This window comes from Mycolicibacterium lacusdiani (genome assembly GCF_021916785.1).
GTDB classification, from domain to species: Bacteria; Actinomycetota; Actinomycetes; order Mycobacteriales; family Mycobacteriaceae; genus Mycobacterium; species Mycobacterium lacusdiani.
The window spans coordinates 228,595-245,478 of the sequence record NZ_JAKCFC010000004.1 but is presented as its reverse complement, the minus strand read 5'-3'; the positions used below and the strand labels follow the sequence as shown (position 1 = coordinate 245,478).

Sequence of the window (16,884 nt, the reverse complement as noted above, 5' to 3'; positions counted from 1 at the left end):
CGGCGACTTCACTACGCCCCCCGAGTCGCATCCCCTCCGTCCGTCGCTGGGTTCGTGGACTGGTTCAGGCCAGCCGAGCCTTCTAGGCGCGAAACATCAACTAAGTCAGGGATTTTCGGCTGCGAACCGAGGCTTGTGTAGCCGGATTCGATGAGTCTGGATCCAGCTTCTGACAGGGACACGTCCCAGTCGTCTGCGCAGCGGTACGCAGCCTCAGCCACTTCGCGCGGTAGGCGGAACTCGACACGGACTCGATCTCGCGGACCTAGCTTTGGTCGGCTCATCTTCCGCACCTTCCTGACCACGGGTCATTTTCCACACCGGCATCGTGCCGTTGAAATGCCGATCGCCTAACGGCATCGAACACCTCGTTACTGAAGAATTGGCGCAGTTGCCGCCGATTCGAATTGCGCGTCGCAGCAAGATAGTTCGACGTGATCAATTCACGCGCCACGCCGCAGTCCGTGTGTGTTTTGAATGAAAGTGCAGGTCACCTGCACCCCTTACCGATCGTCTAGGGATGCGAAGGCCGTTCCAAGGCAGTCTAATTCAGATGATGTGATCTTTGTCACATGGAAGAAGTGCCACCCGCCAGCGGCCTCCAGGGCGTTGAGTTCTCGCGCCCCGCGAAGAGTCGGCACCGACACACAGGCGTGCGCACGCTATCCGATTCTGCTCGCCGCCCCCAGTGCGCACGAGGGCTCCAATCTGACCGAGGTGGAGTCGATCCCTCAGCTCTTGCGATCCCACGCGACTCGCAAGGACCGGCAGACAATAACGACGAATCGTCTTGTTCTCATCGGCGCCCGCCATGACAACTTCATGAGACACATGACAACCACATGACAACTCCGCTGAGAATATGACACGCGGGCTGAGAACCTACACCCAAAACCCCTAGTGCGCCATGTTCGTAAACCGCGACAGGTGCAGCTGATGCGCCACGGTGATGGTCTTGGTCGGACCGTTGCGGTGTTTGGCGAGAATGAGATCCGCCTCGCCGCCGCGGGGGTCGTCGCGCTCGAAGGCGTCGGGCCGGTGTAGCAGGATCACCATGTCGGCGTCCTGCTCGATGGCGCCCGACTCACGAAGGTCCGACAGCATCGGCTTCTTGTCGGTGCGCTGCTCGGGACCACGGTTCAGCTGGCTCATCGCGATCACCGGAACGTGCAGCTCCTTCGCCAAGAGCTTGAGCTGGCGGGAGAACTCGGAGACTTCCTGCTGGCGTGACTCGACCTTCTTGCCCGACGTCATCAGCTGCAGGTAGTCGATGACGATCAGCCGCAAGTCCGCCTTCTGGTGCAGGCGACGCGCTTTCGCGCGGATCTCCATCATCGTGAGGTTCGGTGAGTCGTCGATGTAGAGCGGTGCCTCGCTGATCTCGCTCATCCGACGCGCCAACCGCGTCCAGTCGTCGTCGCTCATCCGGCCCGACCGCATGTCGGCCAGCTTGATCTTCGCCTCGGCCGACAGCAGACGCATGACGATCTCGGTCTTGCTCATCTCGAGGGAGAACACGACGCTCGACATCCGGTTCTTGATCGAGCACGACCGCAGGAAGTCCAGACCCAGCGTCGAGTTGTGCGTCGGCACCATGCCGTCGCCTGCGAGGTAGAGGTGCGACTCGTTGTCGACCTGGATGCACCGCACCGGCACGCTGTCGACCCGGCGCACCCACGCCACGTACAGCGGCGGCGCCAGCAGCGCCGTGCGGCCGCCGCCCGACTGAGCATGCACGGCCGTCGGGATCATGCGGTCGGCACCGCTGCGCAACTCCGCGGTGGTGCGGATGCCGGCCTCGGTGGGCCACTGGTGCTCTTCGTCCGCGACGATCATCGTGCCGTCGGAGAACTCCACCTCGTAGCAGGGCCGGCCGACCATCACCTCGGTCGCGGCGACGACGCGCGTCGGCGCCCCGTCCACGCCGACGACGTCGTCGCCGACCCGAACCTCGCCCATCGTGGTCCAGCCGGTCGGCGTGGGCAGCGGGGTGTCCAGCGCGAGCGCCTTGCCCATACCGGGCCGAGCCGCGATCACGATCATCTGCCCCGGGTGCAACCCATTGGTGCACTCGTCGAGTTCGACGAAGCCGGTCGGCACGCCACGGGAGATCCCGCCCTGCGAGGCGATCGCGTCGATCTCGTCCATCGTCGGCTGCAGCAGCTGCTCGAGCGGGACGAAGTCCTCCGAGGTGCGACCGTCGGTGACGTTGTAGAGCTCGGCCTGCGCCCGGTCGACGACCTCGGCGACGTCGGCGCCATCCGACCCGGCGTACCCGTACTGCACGACCCGCGTGCCGGCCTCCACGAGCCGGCGCAGCAGCGCCTTCTCCGCGACGATGCCCGCGTAGTACCCGGCGTTGGCCGCAGTCGGCACCGTCGAGATCAGCGTGTGCAGGTAGGGATGTCCACCGACGCGCTTGAGCAGTCCGCGGCGCTCCAGCTCGGCGGCGACCATCACGGCGTCGGCCGGCTCTCCCCTGCCGTAGAGATCGAGGATCGCGTCGTAGACGCTCTGGTGCGCCGGCTTGTAGAAGTCGTTGGGCCGGAGCTTCTCGAGCACGTCGGCGATCGCGTCCTTCGACAACAGCATGCCGCCCAGGACGGACTGCTCGGCGGCCATGTCCTGCGGGGGCTGACGCCCGTAGTCCTCGCTGGGCGGTGGCGCCTGCGAATCCGAACGCATGTCCGAACGACCCCGGTCATCGACGACGGCCACTAAGCGTCTACCTCCCCGACTCAGTTGTCGAACCTGTGTTCGACGTCGCTCCCCGCGACCATAGGTCAGCCCGCCGACAACGCGGGCTTGCGGCCCGCATCTGACGTACCGGCGGCTTACGTTAGACGTTGCTGGAGCGCCCGCAAGGTCGTCCTGTTAGCGAAGCTGTGGATGGTGTGGGGATAGGCGTGGACGACCATGTTGAGGGGTTGGGGATAACCTGTGCGCAACTTTGGGCGAATCGGGCATTCCCGCTGATCAAGAGTGTAGGCGGGCCTGGAGGCACTGTGGATGCGAATTGCCCCGGCGTGTCGCCCTGGGTTGACATGCCGGGCGTGTTGCGTTTCGTATTCGGGCCGACGAGGTTAACAGCTCGTTGCTTCGCTGTACTGAAATCGGTCGGCGAATGTTCGCCCCAGACGCAGCAACGCCCGGGTGAAGACTGATCAAGTCTCCACCCGGGCGTATTGACGCTGTCGTAATTACTCGGCGACGACGTTCAGCGTGAGCGCAGCGCTCACCTCGGAGGTCAGCCGCACCGAAACGGGGTGCGAGCCGACCGACTTGATGTGCGCCTTGGGCAGCTGCACGGTGCGCTTGTCGAGGTTCGGGCCGCCGGCCTTCTTGATGGCGGAGACGACCTCGGCCGGGGTGATCGAACCGAAGAGCTTGCCGCTGTCGCCCGCCGAACGGACGGCCAGCTTGACCTCGCCCAGCGACTCGATGGCGTTCTTCAGCTCGTTGGCGTGCTCACGGTCGCGAACCGACTTGACCTCGCGAGCCCGACGGATCTCGGTCGCCTGACGCTCGGCGCCACGCGACGCCGCGATGGCCAGGCCACGGGGCAGCAGGAAGTTGCGGCCGTAGCCGTCCTTCACCTCGACGGTGTCGCCGGCCGAACCCAGGTGGTCGACCTCGGCAGTAAGGATGAGTTTCATCGTCGTCTCCCGCTCTACCGCGTCGCCGCGCTGAACGGCAGCAAGGCGACCTCACGGGCGTTCTTCACTGCGATCGCGATGTCGCGCTGGTGCTGCACGCAGTTGCCGGTCACGCGGCGGGCGCGGATCTTGCCCCGCTCGCTGATGTACGTGCGCAGCAGTGCGGTGTCCTTGTAATCGATGTTCTGCGTCTTGCCCTTCTTGGAGCAGAACACGCACTTGCGGGTCTTGACCGGCTTCTCAGGCGCCGGACGACGCTTGGTCGTGGTCTTGGCCATGTCTTTCTCTTTCTTGGTATCGCTAGGTCGGCGTCAGTGTCGTTCGAGACGCCTGGTTCGAATCAGAAGGGCGGTTCGTCGTCGGCGCCGCTGAACGAACCCGATGCCGGGGCGCTGCCCCACGGGTCGTCCTTGGGCGGCTCGGAGGGACGTGAGCCGCCACCTCCGCCGCCGCCACCACTACCGAAGCCGCCTCCGCCGCCACCGCCGCCGCGGCTGGCCTTGTTGACCTTCGCCGTTGCGTACTTCAGCGACGGGCCGATTTCGTCGACTTCGAGTTCGACGACGGTCCGCTTCTCACCCTCGCGGGTTTCGAAGGAACGCTGCTTGAGCCGTCCGGTGACGATCACCCGCGAGCCGCGGGTCAGGCTCTCGGCGACGTTCTCGGCCGCCTCCCGCCAGATGTTGCACCGGAGGAACAGCGCCTCGCCGTCCTTCCATTCACTGGTCTGACGGTCGAACGTACGAGGCGTCGACGCGACCGTGAAGTTCGCGACGGCCGCACCCGACGGGGTGAAGCGCAGTTCGGGGTCGGCGGTCAGGTTTCCGACGACGGTGAGGATGGTGTCACCAGCCACGGTTTCCTCCTGAGGATGTGTTTGTCGGCTCTTCGCGCAAGGTCAGTGCCGGTGGCGTGCTCGATGAAGATCGGTCGGAGGCGAGCCTACGGCCCGACCACGACGAGCACGTCGTTTGGCGACTTAGTGCTTGTCGGTCCGCATCACCTTGGTCCGCAGGACGGACTCGTTCAGGTTCAGCTGGCGGTCCAGTTCGGACACAGTGGCGGGCTCGGCCTTCACGTCGACGATGGCGTAGATGCCCTCGGCGTGCTTGGCGATTTCGTAGGCCAGCCGGCGGCGGCCCCAGATGTCGACCTTGTCCACCGAGCCACCATCCTTGCGAATGACGTTCAGGAACGTCTCCAACGACGGGGCTACAGTCCGCTCGTCGAGGGTTGGGTCAAGAATGACCATGATTTCGTATGGACGCATGGAAACCTCATCACCTCCTGTGGTCATGTACGGCCACGGACAATCCGTGGCAGGAGTATCGCCTGCGTCGGCAACCTGCCCAGGTTACACAGGGGGCCGCTGACCAGCCAAATCCATGCTGGTGGCAGCGCTAGGACCCGCCGACCGGGACGGGCTCGGCCGCGTCGACGGCATCCACGGGCGGCGGCGTCCGGTCCCGGGCGGGCCGCAACCGGTCGGGCCACCGCGACGGGAACGCATCCGGTGCACGGTCGAACACGCCGCCGGACGGATCGTCGATGCGGCCGCGCCACCGGACCAGGTCCTCCTCGGGCCGGTAGATCTGGCGAATCACCAACGCGCACAGGGCTATCACGGCGACGTCGCGCAACAGGACCGTCGTCGTGAACACCTCCTGGGGCAGGCCCATGTTCTGCTCCCCGTAGAGGAACAGCATTCGCGGGATCCAGACCAGGGCGTCGATCGTCATCCAGGCCAACAGGATTCGACGATGCGGCAGGGCCAGCGCGGCCAGCGGCACCAGCCACAGCGAGTACTGCGGGCTCCACACCTTGTTCGTCAGCAGGAACGCCGCCACCACGAGGAAGGCCAGCTGCGCAAGACGCGGACGCTGCTTCGCCGTCAGGCCGACGTAGGCGATCGCCGCACAGCAGATGGCGAACAGCACCGCCGTCACGCCGTTGAGCACGGTCGGCGGTTCCCAGAAGCCCAGGCCGGGATCGAAGCCACGCCACCCGGTGAACGACTTGATCACGTTGTAGATGGAGTCCATGTCGTCGCCGCGTCGAGTGTTGAGCCGGAAGAACTCCGACCACCCCCGCGGGAACAGCACCATGATCGGCAGGTTCACCACCAGCCACGTCACGACCGTCGCGAGCACCGTCTTGCCGACGTCGCGCATCCGGCCCGACCGCACCCCGAGGATCACCAGCGGCAACAGGAGCAGCAGCGGATAGAGCTTGAGTGCCACGCCGATGCCGATCAGCGCACCGGCCAGCACCGGCTTCTTCCGCGACCACGCCAGTAGCGCACCCATCGCGGCCGCGGTGGCCAGCGCATCGAAGTTGGTGAATATCTGGAAGATCAACAGCGGCGAGGCCGCCACCACCGCGGCGTCCCAGGGCCGGCGACCTGCCAGCCGCGACGTCGCCCACACCGTCGCCAGCCAGGCCAGCGCGAGACCGAACGCGGCGATGTTGAAGAACATCACCACCTCCGCGACGATCGGGACCGACACCAGCTTCGTCAGCGCGGTGTAGCTCTTCGCCAGCGTCATCGACACGTACTGATAGAGCCCCGTCAGCACCGGATACTCCATGTATCGCACGGCGGGCGACCCGTCGTACTGCACGTGCGGCTGGCCGTCGCCGTCCTTCTCGATCCAGCTCGACTTGTACGGGAACTTCCCGAGATTGAGCAGTTCCGCCGTGTAGAGCGGCACCGTGTCGGAGTAGCAGAGTTCGTAGTAGGCGCGCTGGTTCTCCCACACCGCAACCCGCTGATCGGCGGGGCCGGTGTCGGTCGACTGCAGGCAGGCGGCCTTCGTCGAATAGCCGAGAGCCATGAACATCAGCGCGATCGCGATCATCACGCGCAATGGCGTCAGGAACCGCGACCGTCCGATCAGCGCGTGCTTGCCGACCGGGCCGCCGACCAGACCGGACAGCGCGCGGACCGTGACGTCATTGCGGCTGGGCAGGTCTCGGACGTCGTCGCTCCGGAGGTCTTGAGCTAGGGGCACCGGCGAGACGGTGTCAGATGCATCCGGGTCGACCGACCGGTTCGGGTCGGCACCCGTCACGGCGGCGGAGGCAGAGCGGGAACCGGAGCGCCGGGTGGGGGTCCGGGGACCAGTGGGCCACCGCCCGGCGGCGGCGGTGCGTTCGGGTCGACGACGGGACCCGGCGGCGGCGCCGTCACCGTGGTCGGCGGGCCGAACGGGATCGTGATGCCCGGCGCGATCTCCAGTGTCGGCTGGATGACGCTCTCCGACGGGGGCGGCGGCGTGGTGACGACCGCGGTGCTCGACGGCGGCGCCTGCACCGGCGCCTGCGGGACACCCGCGTAGCCACCGATCTCGGTCGGCTTCGGGAAGGTCTCCTCGTCCGTGCCCTCGAGGGCGCCGTCCATCGTCTCCTTCCAGATGTCGGAAGGCAGGCCCGATCCGTACACCGGCGACCCGTACTGGTTCACCAGCGGCCGGGCGCCATCGGTGGTGCCGACCCAGACCGCGGTCGACAGCGACGGCGTGAACCCGACCATCCAGGCGTCGCGGTTGGCGCCGGTGTCACCAAGCTGGTTGGTGCCCGTCTTCGCCGCCGACGGCCGACCGTCGTCCAGGTTGTGCCCGTTTGAGTAGCCGGCGATCGGCTGCATCGCGGAGGTGACGTTGTCGGCCACCGCCTTGTCGATCCGCTGCTCTCCCGCGTTGTCCTGCTCGGCGGCGTCGAAGAGGACCTTGCCCTCCGAGTTGACGACCCGTTGCACGAAGTGCGGGCGGTGGTAGACGCCCGACGCGGCGAGCGTCGCGTACGCCGACGCCATGTCGATGACCCGGGACTGGTACTGGCCGAGCACGACGCCGTTGTTCGGCGGGCCGCCCTGGCCGTCCTCGCTGAGCGTGTGCTCGATGCCGGGGATGCTCTCGGCGACACCCGCCGCGTGCGCCGCATCGGCGACGTCCTGCGGGCCGTTCTTCAGCTTCAACATCAGCCGGTAGTAGCTGGTGTTCAGCGAGCGCTTCAACGCCTCGGCGATGCTGCACGTCCCGCAACCGCCGCCTTCGACGTTGTTGATCGTGATGCCGTTGACGGTCACCGGCGAGCTGTCGATCTGCGATCCCAGCCCGATGCCCTGCTGCAGCGCCGCGACGAGTGCGAAGACTTTGAACGACGAACCCGTCGGCAGACCCGCCTGGGCGAAGTCGAAGCCGTTGGCATCCGAGCCGCCGTAGTAGGCCTTCACCGCGCCGGACCTGGGGTCGATCGACACGACCGCCGAGCGCATCTCGGGCATCTGGCCGTCGAGGTTCTCGGCCACTGCTTCCTCGGCGGCCCGCTGCGCCTTCGGGTCGATCGTCGTGGTGATCTGCAGGCCCTCGGTGTTGAGGGTCTGCTCGTCGATGTCGAAGAGCTCGAGCAGCTCCTTGGTGACCTGCCGTTCGATCAACCCGTTGGGCCCGGTGGTCTGCGTCTGCTGGGTCGCCTGCTCGGGCGGCACCGTCGGCGGGAACACCTGGGCGGCGCGGTCTGCCTCCGACAGCGCGCCCATCGTGACCATGCCGTCCAGCACCCAGTTCCACCGCTCCGCGGCGCCCTCGGGGTCGACGGCCGGGTCGAGCGTCGACGGACGCTGGATCAGCGCGGCCATCAGCGCACCCTCGGCGACGTTCAGCTGCTCGACGGGCTTGCCGAAGTACGCCTGCGACGCTGCGGCGATGCCGTAGGAGCCGCGGCCGAAGTAGATGATGTTGAGGTAGGACTGCAGCACGGCGTCCTTGGACCACTCCCGCGACATCTTCGTCGAGATGACGAGTTCCTTGGCCTTGCGGACGACGCCGCCCAGGCCGGATCGCGCATCACCCACGAGTGCGTTCTTGACGTACTGCTGGGTGATCGTCGACCCGCCCTGCAGGTCGCCGCCGAAGATGTTGTTCTTGAACGCCCGGGCGAAGCCGGTGAACGAGAACCCCGGGTTGGTATAGAAGTCACGGTCCTCCGCGGCCATCGCCGCGTCCCGCACGTGCACGGGGATCTGCTCGATGTCCACGTCGACGCGGTTGCCCTCGGGCGGGACGATGCGCGCCAGTTCGCTGCCGTCGCTTGCGAGGATCGTCGAGACCTGCGCGGTGCGGATGTCGCCCGGCTTGGGCACCTCGACGATGAAGTAGGCCATCGCGAACGTGACGATCGGCAGCAGGATCGCCATGACCGCGGCCACGCCAAGACCGCGGCGCACCCATTTCCAGTTGATCTGATGCTTGGGGCCGGGCGTCTCGCCCGACGGGCCGCCTGGTCCGCCCCCGCCGCCCGGCGGGCCGTTCGGCGGCTGCTTGGGCGGCCTGCCGTCCAGCGCTGCCTTGACGACGTCGACCTGATCGCGATGCCGCGGATCGGGCGCGTTGCCGCGCACCGGTGGCAGCACCGCGGTGCGACGGTCGTCGGGTGTGGGCGGGCCGCCGTGACGGCGAGGAGGCTGCTGCGGCGCCTGCCGGGGCTGCGGGCGCGGGCCCTGGCCCGGACCTGCGGAGTGGCGGGGCGGGGGCGACCCGGCACCGTCAGCCGATGACCCCTTGGGGACGTCGCCGGCCGACCTGTGCTGCCGCCCTTCGCTATTCACTGGCCGTGCGCGCGCCGGAGCGCGCCGCTCGTGAGCCGCGTGCGTTCTTCGCCTTCGGCGGGCCTGGGGCACCGAGCACGTACGACTTGACCAGGTGATTCCAGCTGCAGGTGCGGCACACCTCGACCACGTGGACCTTGAACTCCTCGAAGCGCGCGGCCAGGAGCACCAGCTCCTCGGTGGAGCGCGCGGACCCGGAGACGGCGCCGAGATGCTCGCCGAACACCCAGGACACCAGCGTGAGCTGTTCCTTCCTGCAGATCGGGCACGTCACCTCGCTTTGCTTGCCATGGAATTTCGCTGCGCGCAGCAGATAGGGGTTCGCGTCGCAGACCTCGGTGACGCCGGTGCGCCCGGAGTACACCTCTGCGAGCAGGGACCGCCGCTTGAGCGCGTAGTCCACCACCTGTCGCTGCAATCGCACGTGGACCAGAGTACGTCGGGGCGTCCACGGCGGAGGCGCGGCCGTGCGCGCGCCGCCCCGGTTTGGCATCTGGTCTGCGCAGATGGGGTGCGAACTCCTACGATCTTGACCGTGGCGACACGGCAGACAGCACACACCCGGGCGAGGGACGTCGATCGCAACAACACGTGCCAGGTATTGGACAGCGCGCTCGCCGACGGCCAGCTCTCCATGGAGGAGCACCGCACGCGCGTCGGGCTGGCGACGACGGCGGCCACGCTCGGCGATCTGCAGTCCCTCGTCGACGACCTGCAGAACGACAACGCCCCCGTCCAGATGCCCGACCTGCAGAAGCCGTCGCGCCTGCGCGCGGCCGGCGTCAGCACCGGCGCGGGCTGGGGCCTGCGCCTCGCCACGGCGGGCGTGCTGGTGGTGCTCGGCATCGCAATCGGCTGGGGGCTGTACGGCAACACGTCGTCGCCGCTGAGCTTCCAGACCGACCCTGGCGCGAAGTCCGACGGCGTAGAGGGAAAGGTGCTGACGCCGCCGCGCCAACTGCAGTCCCTCGGCGGCTTGAACGGGCTGTTCGAGCAGATGCGCCAGCGCTTCGGCGACACCATGGGGTACAGCGTGGTCGTCTACCCCGACTACGCCGTCGTCGCGCGCGCCGATCCGGCCGACGAGCGCCGCACGCTGCGCTACACCTATCGCGGCGGCTTCGACGACCCGTCCACGTCGGCCACCGGTGACGACGACGTGCTGGTGGACCTCGCGGCGTTCGACGTGGTCAAGGCCGTCGAACTCCTTCGCGGCGCTCCCGAGACCGTCGGCATGAACCCGGCGGACGTGAAGAGAGACAGCACCTATCTGACCGTCGACCCCGCGCGCGAGCCGCAGACCCCGGGCGAACTCACCATCCGGGCCAACGTCTCCAGCGAGTTCGGCAGCGGGTCGATCACGTTCGGCGCCAACGGCGAGATCAAGCGCATCGACTACGTCGACGACTGATCCCGTCGTCTCTCGGCCTCGAGCGTGACGCCAGCGTCACGCTCGGCTTCCCACGCGACTCCAGCGTCACGTTCGCGCGTGAACGCGGTGATTCGGGGCATCTTCGCGGCATCTTCGCGGCGTCGAGGTGAACGCAATCTGAACTGGACGTGTCCCCGCTATAGCGCCGCATATATCGGTGCGATACAGTTGCGCGAGGTGTCGAACTGTCGTAGCGGCTCAGCCGCGCGAAATCCGAGGGGGTGATTCGAGTGCTGGAACTGGCCGTTCTGGGGCTACTGCTCGAATCGCCGATGCACGGCTACGAGTTGCGCAAGCGGCTGACGGGCCTGCTGGGGGCGTTCCGCGCCTTCTCCTACGGTTCGCTCTACCCCGCTCTGCGCCGCATGCAGGCCGACGGGTTGATCGTCGAGGAGGCCGCGCCCGTCGGAGCCGTCAAGGTTCGCCGGGCACGCCGGGTCTACAAGCTCTCCGACGCGGGCAAGCAGCGCTTCGCAGAGCTGGTCGCCGACACGGGACCGCAGAACTACACCGACGACGGCTTCGGCGTCCACCTGGCGTTCTTCAACCGAACGCCTGCCGAAGCTCGCATGCGCATCCTCGAAGGCCGTCGCAGGCAGGTCGAGGAACGACGGGAAGGTCTGCGTGAAGCCGTCGCGCGGGCCAGCAGTTCGTTCGACCGGTACACCAAGCAGCTGCATCAGCTCGGCTTGGAGTCCAGCGAGCGAGAAGTGAAGTGGCTCAACGACTTGATCGCCGCCGAACGGGGGGCCCAAGGCCACCCCGAAGGCAGCTCGTAAGCACCCGAATCAGAACCGAAGATCAGTACCGAGAAGGAGAAGTCCCATGTCGAACGAGGTTCGCGTCGCGATTGTCGGCGTAGGTAACTGCGCGTCCTCGCTGGTCCAAGGTGTGCAGTACTACCAGGACGCAGACGAGAACGCCAACGTCCCCGGCCTGATGCACGTCAAGCTGGGCCCGTACCACGTCCGCGACGTCAAGTTCGTCGCCGCGTTCGACGTGGACGCCAAGAAGGTCGGCTTCGACCTGTCCGAGGCGATCTTCGCCTCGGAGAACAACACGATCAAGATCGCCGACGTGCCACCCACCGACGTCACGGTGCAGCGCGGCCCGACCCTCGACGGCATCGGCAAGTACTACGCCGAGACCATCGAACTGTCCGACTCGGATCCGGTCGACGTCGTCAAGGCGCTCAAGGACGCGAACGTCGACGTGCTGGTGTCCTACCTGCCGGTGGGCTCCGATGACGCCGACAAGTTCTACGCCCAGTGCGCGATCGACGCCGGCGTGGCGTTCGTCAACGCTCTGCCCGTGTTCATCGCCTCGGACCCGGTGTGGGCCAAGAAGTTCGCCGACGCGGGCGTGCCGATCGTCGGCGACGACATCAAGAGCCAGGTCGGTGCCACCATCACCCACCGCGTGATGGCCAAGCTGTTCGAGGACCGCGGCGTCACGCTCGACCGCACCTACCAGCTCAACGTCGGCGGCAACATGGACTTCAAGAACATGCTCGAGCGCGAGCGTCTCCAGTCCAAGAAGGTCTCCAAGACCCAGGCCGTGACGTCGAACCTGACCGGCTCGCTGGCCGACAAGATCGAGGACCGGAACGTCCACATCGGCCCGTCGGACCACGTCGCGTGGCTCGACGACCGCAAGTGGGCCTACGTCCGCCTCGAGGGCCGCGCCTTCGGCGACGTGCCGCTGAACCTCGAGTACAAGCTCGAGGTATGGGACTCGCCGAACTCGGCAGGCATCATCATCGACGCGGTGCGTGCGGCGAAGATCGCCCTCGACCGCGGCATCGGCGGACCGATCGAGGCCGCCTCGGCGTACCTGATGAAGAGCCCGCCGAAGCAGCTGGCCGACGACATCGCGCGCACGCAGCTCGAGAAGTTCATCGCAGGCGAGTGATTCTGTGGAGTATCTCCCGCGGTCAGCGCGGGAGATACTCCACAAACCGCGCTTCGGTATGGTCCGATCGTGGCGAACGCGGAGATCTCGGACGACGAACTGCTCTCACTCGACGAGTTCGGGCTGCTGTCCGAGAACGCCGATCAGATCGGCGCCGAGGCGGTCCTGCCCGTCGAACGAATCGAGTCCGGCCCGATCAGCGCGTTGCGGTGGGGCGGCAACTCCCCCGCCATCGTGTTCCTGCACGGCGGCGGGCAGAACGCGCACACGTGGGACACCGTCATCCTCGGGCTCGGCCTGCCTGCCCTCGCCATCGACCTGCCCGGGCACGGCCGATCGGCGTGGCGGAAGGACGGCGACTACGGCCCGAAGCTCAATGCCGAGACGCTGCGGCCCATCCTGCGCGGCTGGGCACCCACTCCACGCCTGGTCGTGGGCATGTCGCTGGGCGGGCTGACCGCGCTGCGCCTCGCCGCAACCGAACCCGCGCTTGTCCCTGAACTCATACTCGTCGACGTCACGCCATCGGCCCCGGAACGCCACGAGGAGATGACGAAGGCGCAACTGGGCGCCGTCGCCCTGGTCAAGGGTGACCGCACCTTCGACAGCTTCGAGGCGATGCTCGACGTGACCGTCGCCGCCGCCCCGAACCGCGATCGGAAGTCGTTGCGGCGTGGCGTGTTCCACAACACCAAGCAGCTCGACGACGGCACCTGGACGTGGCGTTACGACTCGTTCCGCAAGGGCGACGGCTTCGAAGGGCTGTGGGACGACGTCCCATCGATCACGATGCCGACCACCCTGGTGCGGGGCGCCAACTCGTTCTTCGTCAACGACGAGGACGCCGAGGCGTTCGCCAACGGCGCGCCCGGCTTCAAGACGACACACGTCGTCCCCGACGCCGGACACTCGGTGCAGGGCGATCAACCCAAGGCGCTGGTCGACATCCTGCGCGGCGTGCTCGCGGTCTGAGGATTGGTTGGTCGGCGACCGAATCGGGTAGCCGCCGCTCATGACTGCACCAGCAGAACCAGCAGAGCCGTTGACTCCCGCCGAGACACCCGAGCGCCTCACGCCGCAGGAGGTTCCCGAGCGCCTGGTGCCGGTGGACCCGTCTGAGCCGGCGCCCGCCACCGAGCCGGGCCCCGCCTGACGCTCGCTCCCGTCATTGCGCTCGCCCCCGTCCGTTCACCCAATCGTTGGCGAATGCTTCCCTGGCGTCGTTAGGTTCACGAATGACGCGGCCACAGCCCTGGCCGCGTCGATTCGCGAAAGGAACCATCGACGATGGCGCTCGTCCCACTCAATCTGCTGATCTCGCACAACGGCCGATCCTCGCGGCAGCACGTCACCTGCCGCTACAAGTGCGGCGACGCCTGCTCGAAGCCCGCACCGAACACCAGTGACAACGAGTACTTCGGCGACATCGTCAAGCGGATGTCGCGTCGCTCGGTGCTGCAGACCGCAGGCGTCACCGTGCTCGCCGTCGGCGCCGGTTCGGTCCTGGCCGCATGCTCGACCAGCAGCGATACGCCCCAGGCATCGTCGTCCACCACGCCCGCACCGCCCGAGACGCTGCCCGGCATGAAGTTCGACGCGGTGGCTCCCAACAGCGAGGACGCCGTCGTCATCCCCTCGGGCTACCAGCAGGGCGTCGTCATCAGCTGGGGTGACCCGGTGCTGCCCGGCGCCCCTGTCTTCGACGTCACGAAGCAGACCGCTGCGGCGCAGCGTCAGCAGTTCGGCTTCAACAACGACTTCGCGGCCGTGATGCCGATCGAGGGACAGGCCGGCCGCTACCTGCTGGTCAACAACTTCGAATACGTCACCCCGCAGTTCATGTTCCCGGGCTACGACGCCGAGGCCCCGACCCGCGAGCAGTTCGACATCGAGATCGCCGCGATCGGCATGGGCGTCGTCGAACTAGAGCGCACACCCCAGGGCGGTCTGCGCCCGGTGATGGGCCGCTACAACCGGCGCATCACCGCCGACACCCCGTTCACCCTGACCGGACCCGCCGCGGGCACCGACTTCGTCAAGACCGCCGCCGATCCGACCGGCCGCACCGTGCTGGGCACCTTCGCCAACTGCGCAGGCGGCGTCACCCCGTGGGGCACCGTGCTCTCCGGCGAGGAGAACTTCCACAGCTACTTCGGCGCAGCCGAGGGCGCACCCGCGAACCCGGCGGACGCCGATCGCCAGAAGCGCTACGGCGTGGCACTGGAGCCCACCGAATTGCTCTGGGAGACATTCGATCCGCGCTTCGACGTGTCGAAGTCACCGAACGAGGTCAACCGCTTCGGATACGTCGTCGAACTCAACCCGTGGGACCCGAACTCCACGCCGGTCAAGCACTCCGCGATGGGCCGCCTCAAGCACGAGGGCGCCAACATCTACGTCACCGACGACGGAAGCGTGGTCGCCTACACCGGCGACGACGAGCGCTTCGACTACATGTACAAGTTCGTGTCCAGCAGGAAGATTCAAGACCCCGGCCGTGCCTTCGAGAACACAGCTGCGATGGCCAACAACATGGCGATCCTCGACGAGGGCACGCTGTACGTCGCCAAGCTCGGCAGCGACATCCCCGCGGCGGAGATCGACGGCTCCGGCAAGCTGCCCGCCAAGGGCTCGTTCGCGGGCACCGGCACGTGGCTGCCGCTACTGAAGTCGGGCGCAGGCGGCCAGGCCGAGTCGCTGGTCGACGGCTTCACCGCCCAGGAGGTCGCGGTGTTCACCCGGCTGGCCGCCGACAAGGCCGGCGCCACCAAGATGGACCGTCCCGAGGACTTCGAGGCCAACCCGAAGACCGGCAAGGTGTACGTCGCGCTCACCAACAACGACGAACGCGGCGCGCCCGGTGAGGCTGCCGTCGACGCGGCCAACCCCCGCAACGACAACAAGAGCGGCCAGGTCCTCGAGATCACCGACGACCACACCGGCACCGTCTTCACCTGGGACCTGCTGCTGGTGTGCGGCGACCCCGCCGCGGCCGACACGTACTTCGCCGGCTTCGACAAGACCAAGGTCAGCCCGATCTCCTGCCCCGACAACCTCGCGTTCGACAGCCACGGCAACCTGTGGGTCTCGACCGACGGCAACGCGCTCGACTCCAACGACGGACTGTTCGCCGTCGCACTCGACGGTCCGAATCGCGGTGAGACCAAGCAGTTCCTCTCCGTGCCGCTGGGCGCCGAGACGTGTGGGCCCGTCGTGACCGACGACTTCGTCACGGTCTCCGTGCAGCACCCTGGCGAGAACGACGACAACAGCATCGACAACCCACTGTCGCGGTGGCCCGAGGGCGGCAACGGCACGGCGCGCCCGTCGGTGGTGGCGGTGTGGCGCGACGGCGGCAACATTGGCGTCTAGTCCCATGCCGAGCAGACGCCAACTCGCACTCACGGGTAGTCCACAGTGCGAGTTGGCGTCTGCTCGCGGGAGAACGGGTATGTGTTGAACCATGACCTCTCCTGACTTCCCCGTCCGCATCGCGGTCCAGCTGCAGCCCCAGCACTCCCCCAACTACGGCCACATGCGTGACGCGGTCCGTCGCGCCGAGGACATCGGCGTCGACGTCGCGTTCAACTGGGATCACTTCTTCCCGCTCTACGGCGACCCCGATGGCGCGCACTACGAGTGCTGGACGATGCTCGGCGCGTGGGCGGAGCAGACGTCGCGCATCGAGATCGGCGCGCTGGTGAGCTGCAACTCCTACCGCAACCCCGAGCTGCTCGCCGACATGGCACGCACCGTCGACAACATCTCCGACGGCAGGCTGATCCTTGGCATCGGATCGGGCTGGAAGGAGAAGGACTACGACGAGTACGGCTACGAGTTCGGCACCGCAGGCAGCCGGCTGAACGATCTCGCGGCCGCGCTGCCGCGCATCACCTCGCGGCTGGGCAAGCTGAATCCTCAACCCGTGCGCGAGATCCCGATCCTCATCGGTGGCCAGGGCGAGAAGAAGACGCTGCGGATGGTGGCCGAGTACGCCCACATCTGGCACGGCTTTACCGACGCCAGCACCTACCCGGCCAAGGCCGAGGTGCTCGACGCGCACTGCGCCGACGTGGGCCGCGACCCGGCGGCGATCGAGCGCTCGTCGGGCGTGCCCGAGAAGAGCGTCGAGCAGATGATCGAGGGCGCCGAGTCACTCGTCGGCCTCGGTGTCACGCTGCTGACCATGGGCGTCAACGGCCCCGACTACGACCTCGCGCCCGCCGAGGCGCTGGTCAAGTGGCGCAACGACAGGGCCAAGGGCTAACCGCGACGGC

The 16,884-nt window shown here is 67.3% G+C and carries 15 protein-coding genes; 7 read left to right on the top strand and 8 right to left on the bottom strand.

Annotated elements, in window-relative coordinates; all coding sequences use genetic code 11:
• Positions 1-897: 897 nt before the first annotated feature.
• The 8 genes from dnaB to LOK44_RS14750 all read right to left on the bottom strand — a co-directional run bounded on the left by dnaB (position 898) and on the right by LOK44_RS14750 (position 9,688).
• On the bottom strand, positions 898-2,718 hold the full coding sequence (dnaB, locus tag LOK44_RS14785; protein WP_372481243.1) for a replicative DNA helicase: 1,821 nt from the start codon (positions 2,716-2,718) through the stop codon (positions 898-900).
• A gap of 482 nt (positions 2,719-3,200) precedes the next feature.
• Positions 3,201-3,656, bottom strand: coding sequence for a 50S ribosomal protein L9 (gene rplI, locus LOK44_RS14780; RefSeq protein WP_237570807.1), 456 nt, complete (start codon positions 3,654-3,656; stop codon positions 3,201-3,203).
• Positions 3,657-3,670: 14 nt separating this feature from the next.
• Positions 3,671-3,934, bottom strand: coding sequence for a 30S ribosomal protein S18 (rpsR, locus tag LOK44_RS14775; protein WP_163919897.1), 264 nt, complete (start codon positions 3,932-3,934; stop codon positions 3,671-3,673).
• Between the two features lie 62 nt (positions 3,935-3,996).
• Positions 3,997-4,512: a single-stranded DNA-binding protein gene (locus LOK44_RS14770; RefSeq protein ID WP_237570806.1), complete on the bottom strand. Its 516-nt coding sequence runs from the start codon at positions 4,510-4,512 to the stop codon at positions 3,997-3,999.
• A gap of 123 nt (positions 4,513-4,635) precedes the next feature.
• Positions 4,636-4,926 (bottom strand): 30S ribosomal protein S6, encoded by a 291-nt coding sequence (gene rpsF, locus LOK44_RS14765; protein WP_003931678.1) that lies wholly within the window; start codon positions 4,924-4,926, stop codon positions 4,636-4,638.
• A 130-nt stretch (positions 4,927-5,056) separates the two neighbouring features.
• Positions 5,057-6,667: a glycosyltransferase family 87 protein gene (locus tag LOK44_RS14760; protein WP_237570805.1), complete on the bottom strand. Its 1,611-nt coding sequence runs from the start codon at positions 6,665-6,667 to the stop codon at positions 5,057-5,059.
• A 56-nt stretch (positions 6,668-6,723) separates the two neighbouring features.
• The gene (locus LOK44_RS14755) at positions 6,724-9,264 is read right to left on the bottom strand and encodes a transglycosylase domain-containing protein (RefSeq protein ID WP_237570804.1); all 2,541 of its coding nucleotides are present in this window, start codon (positions 9,262-9,264) and stop codon (positions 6,724-6,726) included.
• The gene (locus LOK44_RS14750) at positions 9,257-9,688 is read right to left on the bottom strand and encodes a DUF5318 domain-containing protein (RefSeq protein ID WP_237570803.1); all 432 of its coding nucleotides are present in this window, start codon (positions 9,686-9,688) and stop codon (positions 9,257-9,259) included. Before LOK44_RS14750 ends, LOK44_RS14755 begins: the two co-directional genes overlap by 8 nt.
• Before the next feature lie 111 nt (positions 9,689-9,799).
• Here LOK44_RS14750 and LOK44_RS14745 point away from each other — a divergent pair, with 111 nt between their 5' ends.
• The 7 genes from LOK44_RS14745 to LOK44_RS14715 all read left to right on the top strand — a co-directional run bounded on the left by LOK44_RS14745 (position 9,800) and on the right by LOK44_RS14715 (position 16,874).
• Positions 9,800-10,675, top strand: a complete 876-nt coding sequence (locus LOK44_RS14745; RefSeq protein WP_237570802.1) for a DUF1707 SHOCT-like domain-containing protein — start codon at positions 9,800-9,802, stop codon at positions 10,673-10,675.
• Between the two features lie 251 nt (positions 10,676-10,926).
• Entirely contained in the window at positions 10,927-11,475 is a 549-nt protein-coding gene (locus LOK44_RS14740; RefSeq protein WP_163919892.1) for a PadR family transcriptional regulator, read from the top strand.
• Between the two features lie 46 nt (positions 11,476-11,521).
• A complete protein-coding gene (locus tag LOK44_RS14735) occupies positions 11,522-12,607 on the top strand; it encodes an inositol-3-phosphate synthase (RefSeq protein ID WP_237570801.1) in 1,086 nt (361 codons plus the stop codon).
• A gap of 69 nt (positions 12,608-12,676) precedes the next feature.
• Complete coding sequence (locus tag LOK44_RS14730) at positions 12,677-13,579, top strand: Rv0045c family esterase (RefSeq protein ID WP_237570800.1); 903 nt, start codon at positions 12,677-12,679, stop codon at positions 13,577-13,579.
• A gap of 40 nt (positions 13,580-13,619) precedes the next feature.
• Complete coding sequence (locus LOK44_RS14725; protein ID WP_237570799.1) at positions 13,620-13,760, top strand: hypothetical protein; 141 nt, start codon at positions 13,620-13,622, stop codon at positions 13,758-13,760.
• 134 nt (positions 13,761-13,894) lie between these two features.
• On the top strand, positions 13,895-15,979 hold the full coding sequence (locus LOK44_RS14720) for a PhoX family protein (protein ID WP_237570798.1): 2,085 nt from the start codon (positions 13,895-13,897) through the stop codon (positions 15,977-15,979).
• Positions 15,980-16,070: 91 nt separating this feature from the next.
• Complete coding sequence (locus LOK44_RS14715; protein ID WP_237570797.1) at positions 16,071-16,874, top strand: LLM class F420-dependent oxidoreductase; 804 nt, start codon at positions 16,071-16,073, stop codon at positions 16,872-16,874.
• Positions 16,875-16,884: the final 10 nt, after the last annotated feature.